The sequence below is a fragment of the Yersinia sp. 1652 StPb PI genome (assembly GCF_041538345.1).
GTDB lineage: Bacteria > Pseudomonadota > Gammaproteobacteria > Enterobacterales > Enterobacteriaceae > Yersinia > Yersinia enterocolitica_E.
On the sequence record NZ_JAULSM010000001.1, the window covers coordinates 2,318,093 to 2,332,017 of the forward strand.

Consider the following 13,925-nt stretch of genomic DNA (forward strand, 5'->3'; position numbering starts at 1 on the left):
ATTAGGCGCGCTATGGTAGCGACTATTAGCGTTCAGCTCAAGTTACACCGCGACGATACCTGGCTAATCATATTAATAGTGCTGCCGATATATCACGGTTTATTGCGATAACGTCTTCACCGGTTACTAAGGGGGCATCAAACGCCGACAATACTTTGCGGTTTATTTCAATCAGCGCGTCGTCAATTTTGATTTCCATATCTAACGCGATATCTGCTAATTTTTCTCTTTCCCAAGAGTCGCGGGAAATCAATAATTTCAAGAAAGTCACGATGCTATCGGGCAAATTAGCACTAATTGCTGTTATTGATTGTGGATTAATCTCTTCCTGAGTCGATACCTCAGTATTTTCAGTAACAAACAGACTCTCCAGCAACACCACTAATTGCTGGCTTTCATTTTTTAACAGATTAATACGGTCTGTATCATTAATAACTTCAGCGGCTTGAGACGGCAGACTCAGTGTCATCGGGGTTGCACGGCTATCAAGATCGCTATAAACCAATTTGCTGTCTAAGGCAAAACGCTTATATACCCGTTCAAGAAATTTCACTTCTGGTGGCGTAATGGTTCCCTCTACCTGAATCAAATGTGCCAAAAAGCGAGCAATGGCCCGACGGTTCTCCAGCGAGAGCGGCTCAAGATTATTTTTCAGGGCCAGTAGGGTATTATTTTTCCTGATACCGGGTTGGAGATAAGCTTTCAACCGCATACGCTGACCGGGGCTAAGATAACCCCAGGCATCAATATGTCGGGTCAATATCATGGATTCTGGCTCACCGATACGCCCATCGATCATCACCGCTGCGCAAGCCAACTCCACCGCAAGCATGGTCACGCGGTATGCGGCAAAGGTGGCAGATTCAGCCACCATTGACTCAATAGGGAACAGTGCCACAGTATCTTGCAAAACAGGTGTGCGGTTATCTGCTCTGACATCAGGTTCAATACCCACTTGCAGTGATGCTAATGCAAAGGTTAATGCCATAACCTGACTGCGGGATAAACGCTCTAATGGCTTGGTGTCGCACGCCGTACTGAGCCGAAGAAAAAGCTCATCCAGCGTTACCATCAACAAACCATAACCCACTCTCGCTTTGATACTTTCTAACTCTGTTTTTAATGCTGCTGACCACAACGGCATCGGTAGTAATAGTTGCCCTTCCAGTGACATTTTTTTCTTTGGATTAACACTGGCAAAACGGTTATAGATATCCAGGTCATGCTGGCAAGATTCAAATATTGGCCTCAGCTTATCCCTATGCGCTTTACACACAGCCACATTCGGCAGTTCCCCCATCTGCTGAAAGAACTCTTGCCCCATTAATCCCGCAGATGCAGGGCGATAAAATATCAGTAGCTTGGTTTTATTTATGGGTAATAAAAATCCGTCTCCATACTGCTCACGATAACGCTGCTGAAAAAGTGAGGAGAAAATATCAGCACAATGTGCCATTGAGATATTCTGATTTATCGCCGGATCAGCCTCGCCCCAGGCGAGCGCCCAGGCGGCAGGCAAAGGTTGCTGGTCAACAGCCAACTGCCCTAAACCAACCAGTAGCGCCAACGGAAGTTCTGTTGATGCCTCGCGGGTTAATGGGGGGGGAGAGAGATAGAGTTTCTCTTCTATATTCACTCGAGATATATAAACCAACAAGTTCTGCGCATAATGATTAAATGCGTTATTTTTCCCATAAATATTTAGCAGGCGATTAATTTCTTCTTCAAGAATAGGAAGTTCTTTTTTCGCTACCGGATCAATTGCAGCATCGATTAAAATCCGATGTTCCAAACCATAGAAGAATAGGAAGACGTAACCAATATGCGCAGTAGGTGATTTACGCCCATCTGCAAGCCATTGTAAATAAGCTCTTCTCGCTTGCGGCGAACATGTCGAGTAATCAGGCGCATTATCAATCAGCGGCAAGGAGATATCTATTTCTTGTTCTGCCACATCCATCGATGGGTTAATAAATGCAGGTTCCGCACCAGTGCGATTACTTTTGTATTTATTACCAATGTAAATCATGCCATCGGGTAAATTTATTCCAGCCACAACCGCCAACTCGCCAGGACGTAACCAGGAAGCGCGGGCTAAAGATCCTCGCGAGGTCTCGGGTTTTTTAGTCGCGGGTTTCTTGATTTCATCAACTGATGGGGTCTGATTTGCGCTGCTACCTTCAATGCTATGTTCGGGTTCAAGCTGCGAAGGGGTAATAGGATAATCGCCAAGATCAGGTATCGCTGCAGTTTTCTGCATGTCCGCGCTAATAGATGAGGCGACAGACCGCTTCGTCCCTTTAAGATTTTGCCAGACAAAATACATGCATAAGATAGCCGCACTCAGTGCAATCCATACTTCTCTTGGGATACCGGTAATCAGCCCTAAAACGACTATTAGTAGGATAACCCAGCCGGTACCGGTAGATTTTCTCTTCGCCACGATGGTTTATATGCCCCTATCTTAAAATAGTAATTTTTATTCTGCCTTTAATGGCGATTTTTAATAAATAACTCTTTTCACACACCGTTTTTACACAAATAAACCACGGCAAAAAGCCGTAGAGAAAACCTGTAAATTTAACTTAAGTGCAATTTACAGGTTAAATAATAAGTCAGTGTTTTAATTTAATGCATCTGCCCACCATAACAACAGGCCAGAATGCACAATAAATCAATTATGCCAGTTGATTATGCATTCAGCTAGCAAAGACTATGCAACCATTGGATAAACTCCGCCGCTCTTGGTTTGTCCAGGGTTCGCTTGGGGTAAATTAGATAATAAGGTTTTGTAACGGGTAATTTATGTTCAGACAACTGAATTAAACACCCCTCATCTAATTCTTTTTTAATCAAATGTTGTTGGCCCAGTAAAATACCGTTCCCCGCCACGGCCGAATCAATCGCCATGGAGGTTAAGTTGTAGATTGGCCCTCGGTTGGGAACACACTCATCTAATTTTGCTGACAGCAGCCATTCATGCCAATCAGGTAAGAACTGCCCTTCTTTGCCCCAATCAACATGTATCATTGGGTAGATAATGTTGTGTTTACCATCAAGCCAAGGGGTAGTTAATAGCAGTGGGCTTGCAACCGGAAAAACCCAATCCTGAAATAGCATTTCTTTCTCTTGCTGGGGATAATGTTCATCACCAAAAGCCAGATAAAAATCTGCCGCAGTACGATTGAAATCAACCACCCCGTGAGTAGCATGAATCCGAATATCCACATCGGGATATTGGGCTAACCACTGCTTGAGATGCGGATTAAGCCATCGACTCGCCAGGGCGGGCAGTGCTGAGATATTCAATGATATATTGCCTTTATCCCGCGCCATACTCTGTTGGGCCATCCGTAATGTTTCAAATGCCTGCTGTACATAAGCTAAATAGGCACTACCCTGCGAGGTCAGTTCAACGCCTGATTTCGAACGGGCAAATAATTGAATCCCCAGATGTTGCTCTAACTGACGTATTTGCTGGCTAACCGCCGCTGGCGTTAATGATAACCGGGCCGCCGCACTGGCCAGACTGCCGGTATTAGCGGCTGTCTCGAATGCTAAAATGGCGGTTAACTTTGGCAAACGAACAGCCTTCAAACTATTCATAACAGCCTCCCTTATCCATAACGCATTATATTGATACCGATAGCCAAACTTAACCTAACAGTAACGTTTTATTGTTATTCCAGTTACAACTAATCCTATACAGTTAGGAACAGAAACCAAGCAACATTTAGCATTACTGGGAGGATATATGCAGCAGCTCAGCGAAATTATTAATATGGAAGCCAACCCAATCAACGATGTTATGTTCATCACACAGTGCAAGAACACGTTAGAAACATACGGTGCCTTGGTACTATCAGGCTTCTTGCAGCCCCGCGCGCTGAGTAGTATTAAACAAGAAGGCGTCAGTCATAAGCATCGAGCTTACTATGCCGCTAATCAGCATAATGTTTATCTGACCAAAGCCGATCCCGCCTTCCCTGCTGACCATCCCCGTAATCGGTTGGTTACCTCATCAAAAGGCTGTATTACTGACGAAGAGATCCCTACCGATTCCGCATTACGAACGCTGTACAATGCGCAAGATTTCCAAGACTTCTTGTGTGCCGTATTAGATGAAAAACAACTCTACCCTTACGCCGATTCGCTTTCTTCAATTAACTTGCACTATGCCAGTCAAGGCCAAGAGTTAGGTTGGCATTTTGATAATTCATCATTCGCCATCACCTTATTAGTACAAAAACCGCAAGCGGGTGGCGTCTTTGAATATATTGAAGAGATGCGCGATGCCGATAAAGGAGAGATGAATTACTCAGGAGTGGAACAATTGTTAAACCAACAGGTCACACCTAAAACATTGCAAATTGAACCGGGGGACTTAGTGCTATTTCGTGGAAGAAATGCGATTCACCGAGTCACGCCGACCCAAGGGGATGTCACACGAATGCTGGTAGTGTTAGCCTATAATGCTCAACCCGATATTGCGCTATCCGAGACCGCCAGAATGACTTTTTACGGTCGTATTTAGTTTTCAGTGGTTTTGCATTTACTTAACGGCTCTGCGGGCGTCCTTGCCCGCTAATAACATAGCTATTTTCTGCCAGCATACAACATTATTAAACCACTCCGGTGGTCACGCTGAAATGGCGGCTCTCTCCTGGGGATAACATTAATAACGTCCCCTTTTCTTTCGCCGCCAAATACCCTTCCGGGCGACAGGTTGCAGGTAAAATAAATGCAGCCACTTTCTGATCGCCATTATGTAAAATCCAACGAGTAGCATAATTAAACTGCGCGGTGGAAAAACGAGTCACAAAACGATGTCCTTGCGGGGACAACATAAAGAATTCTGCATTATCAACATATTGCGCAAGATTATCGGCAAAAAATACAATTTCCGGATCGTAAAACTCCGATTCATTTAAATCGGTTAATCCCTGAGTTCTTTCCCGTAATTGTTGGGTGTAGTGCAACCATTGCGGGGTTGGGTGTACATGTGCCGGCACTGTCTCACGCAATTTCAGTGCTGAACCAGGTAAATTTTGACGGAAAGTGGCCCCAGGAATATAGGTGTAGTTCATATGACACATATATTGCAAAGGCATCGGCATACTGGATAAGTTAGTCACCTTCATCTCAATATCGAACTGCGCGCTACCGGCCCTGAGCCTAACCAGCGGTTGCGCACAATAATGATCACCGAACCCTTTCACATATTCCACACTGCCCGTGACGGCAAGTGTGTCGCCGTCAATAAGGAGCCAAGCGTAGTCCATTTCAGCACAAGGCATCTCGCCGTGTAATACATGGTCGTCCTCAGGCGATGGACAACCATTACGGCGCAAACCCGAATGGAAAGCAAAACAACCGTAGGTATCAACAATGTTCTCTCCGCGCTTAGGTTGAGAGAACATATTTTCCATTTTCAGGTTATGTCCATCAAATTCCGCATCCCAAATCATTTGGCCGTAATAAGGTAAAACGGTCAGGTACCCACGAGAATTAACAATTTTCAGAGCTTCAATACCTGAGGCATATTTAAAACTGATAACAGTAAAATCACTACTGCTATAGATCTCTTGCTCCTGGCGACTGAACTGTTCACGGATTAGCGTTATTTTGGCGGTCATTTATTGTTACTCCCGGTTCAATTAAGACTCATTATTTGCCAATGTTGCCGCACTTGTCCGTTGTTTATTGCGCAGTTCACCCCAAAAATAGAAACCAACATAGGCGAAACACAATAATGAGACAAAAAATGCATGTTGCATTGAACCAAGATGGTCAGAGACAAACCCTTGTAATGCTGGTACCACTGCGGCCCCCACTATCGACATCACAATAATGGCCCCGGCCACTTCAGTATATTTGTTGTCTACTGTATCCAGGGTGCCTGCATAGATAGTCGCCCAGCAGGGCCCAAACAAGACGCTGACAAATACGGCTGCATATACCGCAGTAAAGTTGGGTACGGTTACGACATAAAGCAGCGTTAATGCACCTAAAATAGAATAGGCAATTAACACTTTTTCGGCTTTAAATCGTGTCATCAGGAAGTTGGCCACAAACTTACCAATAAAGAAGCAAATAAAACTGTAAATCATAAAGTTCGAGGCATCTCGTTCATTAGATGCGCCCAGGTTTAAGGCCAGGCGAATCGTAAAGGACCATACTGCGACTTGCATACCCACATAGAGGAACTGCGCCGCAATGCCTTTTTTAAAACGACTGTTCCCAGCTAAATATTTCAAGGTTTCTTTTAATGACGGTGAAACCACTTTTTTACCGCTATCACCTTGTGGTTTGCAATGAGGATAACGAGTAATAACAAATAACAGCATAACCAGCAGCAGAACAAAAATCAGATATTTATAAGGCTCCAATGTATGTTCTAACATCGTAAGACGAAAAGCATGAATCTGATCTGGCGTCATCGCGGCCATTTGGTTGTGTAAACTATCACCTTCCTGAAATACCAGGTATTTACCGAGTACTATCCCCATCAATGCGCCGATCGGGTAGAAAGTTTGGCTGATATTAAGCCGTAAAGTGGCATAGTCTTTATGACCAATCATGGAGCTGTAGGTGTTAGCCGCAGTTTCAAGGAAACTTAAACCAATAGCGATGGCAAAAATAGCGGCCAGAAACATAGTATATGTTGCCATATGGGAGGCAGGATAAAACAACATACATCCGATAATATAAAGTGTTAACCCGATTAATATAGCAACTTTGTAGCTGCTTTTTTTGATGACCAAAGAGGCAGGAATAGCAATCAGAAAATAACCGCCATAAAAGGCACTTTGTACCAGTGCACTGGCAAAATCACTGAGTGCAAATACGCTTTTAAATTGAGTAATTAAAATATCATTCAGACTGGCTGCACATCCCCATAGCGGGAATAAGCAGGAAAGCAAAATAAATTGGAATAACGGCGTTTTATTTAAATAGCCATCTGGCAGTTGAACGGTATTAAGGCGCATTTTATTTTCCTTGGTGTAGGGTCTTTAAAAAATCAATAAATTGCGACGCATCAGGATAAGAACGTTGGGTTCCCTTTCCTGTGACACTGTAGGCTGCAAAAGCAGAAGCCATTTCCATCGCTTTTAATATATTGCCGTGCTGGACATATTCATGAGCAAAACAACCAATGAAAGCATCACCTGCGCCGCTGGTGTCGATGGCGTGGACACTAACCGGTGGCACATGGTCAATGTGTTCACCGTGCATCCATAATGAGCCGCGATGCCCCAAAGTAATGATCAGGTTATGTAACCCTTTATCCAATAAGCTGCGCCCCGCACGGTAAATGTTATCCAGACTATCAACTGGCATTCCGGTCAGAATCGCCAGCTCAGTTTCATTTGGCATAAAGAACTCGCACTGACATGCATAGCCGATATCCAATGCTTTAGATGCGGGGGCTGGATTAAGAATAACTTTAATCTGGTGCTGGCGCGCAAAGTCGATAGCGGCGTAGACCGTTTCCAGCGGAATTTCGAGTTGTAGAATAATCAATTGGCAAGCTTTGAGCGCATCAGCAGCAGCATCGACATCCGCGGGTAACAAATGATTGTTAGCGCCTTTGATAATCAAAATTCGATTTTGTGATGATTTATCGACGAAAATCGGAGCCACACCACTCGAGGCCCCTGTAACTGCTTTTACATACTGGGTATCAACCCCAGCTTTTTGTAGATTTCTTATGGTATTTTCCGCAAACAGATCATCACCAACCCGAGTAACCATCATCACATTGGCACCTAACTTGGCAGCGGCAACCGCCTGATTGGCCCCTTTACCGCCGCACCCAATTTCAAAATTCGGTGCCTCCAATGTTTCCCCGACTTGCGGCATTTCATCAATATAGGTGATCAGATCAACCATGTTGGAACCAATTACTGCAATATCCATTGTTAACCCCTTTATTCTAATTTTCACCACACAATGTTATTGCAATAACATTATCAGCTGACAAATGTTATGTGTGTGACAAAGATCGCAGCAATTGAAGTGCGCAGCATGGGAAAGACAGGAGTTTGGTATGAATTAAAATGTTATTATTATAACAATTGGTAAGAAATGATAATGTAAATCAGTGATATTTAGAGGATGGATATAATCGTGGCTAACAGAAACTAAAAATCCCGGCCATTATTGCACCGGGATTATTCAGCGAATTGTGTTGTAACAGGTGTATCGTGGCTTATTTAATCGCCATAGCATCACGCATGGTAAAGAACAGGTCGGTCTGGTCTGTTAGACCAACCACATTTGCCGCATGCGGTCCGTAAGCTGCTATGCGCAATTGGGTACCCGTGTGCCCTTGAGAATCATCTTCAGAGTTGCCGTAGCTTATCGCCATAACTGCGCCATCTTTCGTGGTTAACGCTTGTGTTAAGCCGGGAGCTTTTGCATCTGCTTCAATAATTTGACTGGAATGCGCGTGGTCTGCTGTCACAATAACCAAGGTATTACCGTCTGCACGCGCAAACTCCAGTGCTTTTTGTACTGCTTCATCCAAATCGACAGTTTCACCGAACTGACCACAAGGATTCGCCGCATGGTCTTGTTTATCAATGGATGCCCCTTCAACCTGTAAGAAGAATCCTTTTTCGTTATGTTTCAGCAGGTCAATTGCTTTTTCAGTCATCACTGCCAAGGTTGGAATATCTTTAGTACGCTCGGCATTGTTTTCACAAACTACCGGCGGCTTATCTAAATTGCCATGATAAGACGCTTTCGGCCCCTGCCAACGTACTGGCATGTTACCTGGGCTAAATAACCCTAATAGCGGTTTTTGTTGGTCTGCCTGCTTTATTGCATTCAGATCATCAAGATTTTCGACAATAACATAACCTCGAGCCAGGGCTTGTTCACGCAGAGATTTATCTTTCCATTCACCAGCTTTAGCGACTTGGCTGAATGATTTAGCGCCACCACCCAATGTGACATCCGCGCGCCCGGCAATCATCTGCTCAGTAATTGAACCGCGCCCACCATTTTCCAGCGCATTGCTACTGCACTTCTCGCTCGTTTCCTCCGGGCCATAGCATTTTCGCCCAGTTACGTGAGCAAACTGTGCCGCAGGAGTGGCATCTTGCAGTTCAGCAGTTGAAACGTTACCGGTTGCTTTACCGGCTTTCTTCGCTAACTCCAACAAGGTGACGTGATCTTTTCCGAACACATCAACACCCAGCGCGCCGTTATACGTTTTTACACCTGAGGACCAAGCTGTTGCGGAGGCAGCCGAGTCAGTCACGTAGTCTGGTTTTTGCGTTTTCTTATCTAATGAGTAGTGCGTGTATTGCCCTGTCAGCGGTAACGCATCAATTCCTTTAAAGAAACCACCGGCCCCCATAGCATAGTTACGTGCTGAGGTGATTTCTGAATCGCCCATACCATCGCCAATCAGTAAAATGACATTCTTTACGGTTTTATTGGAAAGCGAATCACGAAGAGCCTGTGTCTGATCACCGGTCAAACGTCGTGCCCCACCAAATTGAGTGACATCTCCCTTGGCGCTACGGTCATATAAGCCAGTGGCGGAAGCAACAGCATTCGGTGTAAACAATGAACTGGTGAGTATCAGAGTGGATAACGCTATGCCGGACAAAGTGGATACGCGGTTCTGCATCGGTATAATTCCTTGTTGTAAAACAGTAATACAATTTGTATTGATTGGTTACAACGGATACTAGAACAAGCGAATGACGTTTTTATGACAGTCGCGATTAATTGTTATCTCTGACAATGCAGGCTCCCCTGACCTTTCCATGCGTTCACCACAGGCTAAATCAGGCCACCGTTGGCGCGTAAAACTTGCCCATTAATCCAGCCACCGTCTTTTCCAACCAGAAAAGCCACGGCTGCTGCAATATCCTCTGGCGTTCCTAATCTTTCTAGTGGCGCCATTTTCGCCATTTTTTCAATTAATTCTGGTGATTTACCATCAAGGAAGAGCGAGGTTGCCGTCGGCCCAGGAGCCACAGCATTAACGGTGATATTACGCCCCCGCAACTCTTTCGCCAGAATAGCTGTCATGGTTTCAACCGCCGCTTTGGTTGCAGCATAAACACCGTATTTTTCCAGTTTCAGCCCGACAACACTGGTTGAAAAGTTTACGATGCGGCCGCCATCTTTCAAACGCTTTGCCGCTTCACGCATCCCGTTAAAGCTCCCTTTCAGGTTAATGGCGATCTGGCGGTCAAAGTGTTCATCATCACTGTCTGCAATGGCACTGAGAGATAGAATTCCAGCATTGTTGACCAAGACATCAACCCCGCCAAACGCAGCTTCTGCTTGAGAAAATAACTGTGCAACCGCTGCGGCATCACTGATATCCCCCTTCGCACTCACTGCATTTCCGCCCGCTTGTTGAATTTTGCGCACCAGTGTTTCCGCCTCAATGTCACTCCGGGCATAATTGATTAGAACGGTATACCCCTCCTGAGCCAAACGCTCAGCAATTGCTGCGCCAATACCCCGTGATGCTCCGGTTACAATGGCAACCTGCCCGGTTGTATTCACCATGATTTTCTCCTCGACGTGTATTTTATCGTTTGTGACGATGCATTGATTGCTATCCAGCAAGTGGAGCATGCTATGTTTAACCGCCCGCAAACAGAGAATGCCACTTTTATCGTTTCGGATAATCATCTATTATTCGTTAACACTATCCGAATAAAGCAAACAATCACGTGGACCGAATTGATGCAATGCGGGTATTTATCAGGGTAGTGGAACAACGCAGTTTTACCCAAACCGCCCAAGATTTAAATCTACCGCGATCTACAGTGACAGATGCTATTAAACAGCTCGAAAAGCGTTTAAATGTGCGCTTATTGCAGCGAACTACCCGACATGTTAGCCCTACGCTGGATGGTGGCGCTTACTACCAGCGCTGTCTGCGTATTATTGCTGATATTGAAGATGCTGAAATGGCCTTTGCCAATGCTAAACCACGGGGTTTGTTACGAATTGATGTACAGGGCACGCTAGCCCGCCATTTCGTCTTGCCACAATTACCTGATTTTATTGCTCAATATCCTGACATTGAGTTATTTATCAGTGAAGGTGACCGCTTGGTCGACCTTATTCGAGAAGGTATTGACGGGGTGCTACGTGTAGGTAATTTACAAGACAGCGATATGGTCGCCCGCCGAGTGGCGCTGTTGCCACAAGTCACCTGTGCTGCACCGCAATATTTACAACGACAGGGTACCCCACTCCGGTTGGACCAATTATCAGGTCATCAGATGGTAGGTTTTCGTTCTAGCGCAACCGGTAGCCTGATGCCACTGGAATTTGGCACTGACAGCACCCTTAGCCGCGATAAAACAACAGGTTATAATAAAGCACCGTCCTCCAGGGTAATAACAGAAAGCGCATATCTACCCTCTGCTTCGTCTTCATATACTAAAACTCAGCAAATAAAATTACCGACGGTTCTATCAGTCAGTGGTGCAGAAAGCTTTGTAGCAGCCGCACGTCTTGGATTGGGTATTATTCAAGTGCCTCGTTACCATATCGAATCTGACTTAATCGCCGGCACCTTGGTTGAGATACTACCAAAATACGCACCACCCCCGATGCCAGTCTCGTTCCTGTATCCTCACAACCGCCAGCTTTCCCCTCGAGTACGTATTTTCAGTGACTGGTTGAGCCAGTTATTTCTTGCCACTGAGATAAAGTGATAATACGCCGGTACGCCTATCCTGAATCCATGTTGCCACGATAGGCAGCCGCACCAACCGACACGGCCGCCACTCATTATTGTGCTTTTTCAACCGATTGACAGATATCGATATCAAAATAACCATCGGTTATGCCGTCATTGAGGTAAACCTCATAACACGCACCTTCTACCGAACGATAACCACTTTGTGGCAGATGCTGGTTATACAACTCGCTCCAGGCTTTGGCATAATCATCATCCGTTACCCTGGTGTGATACACCGCATACAAACCGCCGGGAATCACTTGTAGTTGTAGTTGATCACTGAGTTCTGCGGGCAACACATAATCGTCAGCCACAGACAAGGATACGTCAGCCCGTAGCTCAGCAGGAGGATTAGTCTCAGGATTGTCCCAGTAAAGAGCCAACCACTCTTTCCCAGGGGTTTGGTACTGAGTATAGAGTGAAGAAAGTTGGTTAAAGCCTTGCGGGATAGTCTCGTGATAAGGGCCGACCAGCCGAATACTGACTATTTGCTGCGGTTGTTTTTCTACTATCTTAAATGTCATATCGCTACCTCGACTTAATGGTTTCAAGAAAGATGAAGTGACCAAAAATGCGATTTTACGCCACAACTGTACATTCATACAGTATAGCGAGATTTTATGACATTCGGTTAATTTTCAACCTTGATTTGTGAAGAGCTTCGCAAAAAATCATCTGCCTGTTTAAGCTGATGATGGCTGAAAACGGTTATTCCGTGGCGGCGCAATAACGCCGTGGTGACTCCCTGTCCTGTGCGCTGGGTGCCGCTAAAATGACCATCATAGATGCGACTGCTCCCACAAGATGGGCTCCCTTCGGTCAAAATTGCTACTGTGCAGCAGTGCTTTTGCGCCAACTCCAGAGCCTGATAAGCCCCTTGCAAAAACTCCCGGCTAACATCATTGCCCCACTGCTCGATCACCCGCGCCAGCCCTTGCAACACCGCCTCGCCGTTACCTTGCTGAATTTCGGCTGGCGGACGCGGTACCGGCATACCTGCGGATAATTCAGGGCAAATAAGGACCAGTCGCCCCTCATCCTGCCAGCGTTGAATAATTTCATCGCTAACAGACAGGGCACTGCCGTTATAACGCACCGGTTTTCCCATTAAACAGGCACTGATCAGAATGCGCGCAGGTTTTGGTTCCACGTAATTATCAGCCTTAATATTATGCAGCGAATAAAAAATGATGATTATGCTGATAATAACCAATTAATGGCTGTTGGTCATGAGCGTGCGTTGATAATTGGTGCAGAACCGATAATTTTCATGTCAATAAATGGCATTGCTGCTTATTTTGCATAATTCAATGCCGCTAACACCTGCGGCAACAGTCGCGCCAAACGGCTAGCCCAGAGCGCCTGACCTGCTTGATGCGTAATAAGATCCTGACGAATCTCAATACCCACATAAGGTAACTGCCGCTGTTCTGCGTGGAAGGGTAACGTGAAATCTGTTGCATCCGTCATGGCATAAGGTTCGTTAATCCCGACGTGCAAGTCACTTTCTTGCTGTAACAATGAAACCAGTTGCAAAGCAAACTCAGGATTACGATGAAACAAGGTACCAATCTGCCAGGGGCGCGCAATGTTTTTAAACGACGGTGTAAAACTGTGCATGGAGAGGATCACACTCATCTGGCCGCTATCACGGCGTTGATTCAGCGTTTGTGTAATCAAATCATGATAAGGCTGGAATACCTCAACCCGGCGCGCTTCAGCCTCTGCTACGGTGACACCAATATTGCGCGGGATCCGAGTGTGCTCGGAAATTTCAGGGATCGAACTGGCGATTCCCGGCGTGCGATTGCAATCAATCACCAATCGCGAATATTGCTGATGAATCAAGGTTGCATCCAGATACTGGCTAAGTAACCGCGCCGTTGCCAATGAACCTATATCCCAACCGATGTGGCGGTCAATTTCTCCTGAGGGTAACCCCAAATCACCAAGTTGAACCGGTATCCGTTGACCGGCATGGTCGGCCAGTAAGATAAATGGCGATTGGCTGTGCGGGCGCTCGATAACAGCTGACTGAGGATCGCCATCACGTAATAAAGGAGACAAAATGATATTTGACATGGAGTTAGTCCCTGGCATGAAGTGGCAATCGTAAGTATCAGTCGTCACAACAGTTAATACTCACAATCAAGGGCTTTCGTAATCAATAAGCTCTCATCCTAGCCGCTAATGTTGG

Annotated in this window: 12 protein-coding genes; 2 read left to right on the forward strand and 10 right to left on the reverse strand. The window is 45.5% G+C overall.

The features are described 5' to 3' along the window. Nucleotides 1–67 precede the first annotated feature (67 nt). Nucleotides 68–2,443, reverse strand: coding sequence for a TerB N-terminal domain-containing protein (locus tag Q2T71_RS10665; protein WP_372559052.1), 2,376 nt, complete (start codon nucleotides 2,441–2,443; stop codon nucleotides 68–70). A gap of 260 nt (nucleotides 2,444–2,703) precedes the next feature. Continuing rightward, nucleotides 2,704–3,606, reverse strand: coding sequence for a LysR substrate-binding domain-containing protein (locus Q2T71_RS10670; protein ID WP_372559053.1), 903 nt, complete (start codon nucleotides 3,604–3,606; stop codon nucleotides 2,704–2,706). Between the two features lie 148 nt (nucleotides 3,607–3,754). On the opposite strand from Q2T71_RS10670, the gene Q2T71_RS10675 reads away from it, so the two are divergent. Beyond that, nucleotides 3,755–4,534 (forward strand): 2OG-Fe(II) oxygenase, encoded by a 780-nt coding sequence (locus Q2T71_RS10675; protein WP_372559054.1) that lies wholly within the window; start codon nucleotides 3,755–3,757, stop codon nucleotides 4,532–4,534. Between the two features lie 88 nt (nucleotides 4,535–4,622). Here the strand turns inward: Q2T71_RS10675 and Q2T71_RS10680 are convergent, their stop codons facing one another. The 5 genes from Q2T71_RS10680 to Q2T71_RS10700 form a co-directional block, all read right to left on the reverse strand. Further along, the gene (locus Q2T71_RS10680; RefSeq protein WP_372559055.1) at nucleotides 4,623–5,636 is read right to left on the reverse strand and encodes an aldose 1-epimerase family protein; all 1,014 of its coding nucleotides are present in this window, start codon (nucleotides 5,634–5,636) and stop codon (nucleotides 4,623–4,625) included. Between the two features lie 21 nt (nucleotides 5,637–5,657). Further along, nucleotides 5,658–6,989, reverse strand: coding sequence for an L-fucose:H+ symporter permease (gene fucP / locus Q2T71_RS10685; protein ID WP_372559056.1), 1,332 nt, complete (start codon nucleotides 6,987–6,989; stop codon nucleotides 5,658–5,660). A 1-nt stretch (nucleotide 6,990) separates the two neighbouring features. Beyond that, nucleotides 6,991–7,920 (reverse strand): ribokinase, encoded by a 930-nt coding sequence (rbsK, locus tag Q2T71_RS10690; RefSeq protein WP_372559057.1) that lies wholly within the window; start codon nucleotides 7,918–7,920, stop codon nucleotides 6,991–6,993. Between the two features lie 292 nt (nucleotides 7,921–8,212). Beyond that, nucleotides 8,213–9,643 (reverse strand): alkaline phosphatase, encoded by a 1,431-nt coding sequence (gene phoA, locus Q2T71_RS10695; RefSeq protein WP_372559058.1) that lies wholly within the window; start codon nucleotides 9,641–9,643, stop codon nucleotides 8,213–8,215. Between the two features lie 155 nt (nucleotides 9,644–9,798). Then, nucleotides 9,799–10,539 carry an SDR family oxidoreductase gene (locus tag Q2T71_RS10700; RefSeq protein ID WP_372559059.1) on the reverse strand — a complete coding sequence of 247 codons (741 nt, stop codon included), beginning with the start codon at nucleotides 10,537–10,539 and terminating at the stop codon, nucleotides 9,799–9,801. Nucleotides 10,540–10,706: 167 nt separating this feature from the next. Between Q2T71_RS10700 and Q2T71_RS10705 the strand changes: the two genes are divergently transcribed. Beyond that, nucleotides 10,707–11,702, forward strand: coding sequence for a LysR family transcriptional regulator (locus Q2T71_RS10705; RefSeq protein ID WP_372559060.1), 996 nt, complete (start codon nucleotides 10,707–10,709; stop codon nucleotides 11,700–11,702). A 76-nt stretch (nucleotides 11,703–11,778) separates the two neighbouring features. Here Q2T71_RS10705 and sbmC read toward each other — a convergent pair whose 3' ends face one another. From sbmC to Q2T71_RS10720, 3 genes are all read right to left on the reverse strand, one after another. Beyond that, nucleotides 11,779–12,252 (reverse strand): DNA gyrase inhibitor SbmC, encoded by a 474-nt coding sequence (sbmC, locus tag Q2T71_RS10710; RefSeq protein WP_372559061.1) that lies wholly within the window; start codon nucleotides 12,250–12,252, stop codon nucleotides 11,779–11,781. A 107-nt stretch (nucleotides 12,253–12,359) separates the two neighbouring features. Next, nucleotides 12,360–12,878 (reverse strand): DUF523 domain-containing protein, encoded by a 519-nt coding sequence (locus Q2T71_RS10715; protein ID WP_372559062.1) that lies wholly within the window; start codon nucleotides 12,876–12,878, stop codon nucleotides 12,360–12,362. Between the two features lie 143 nt (nucleotides 12,879–13,021). After that, a complete protein-coding gene (locus tag Q2T71_RS10720; protein ID WP_372559063.1) occupies nucleotides 13,022–13,810 on the reverse strand; it encodes an N-formylglutamate amidohydrolase in 789 nt (262 codons plus the stop codon). Nucleotides 13,811–13,925: the final 115 nt, after the last annotated feature.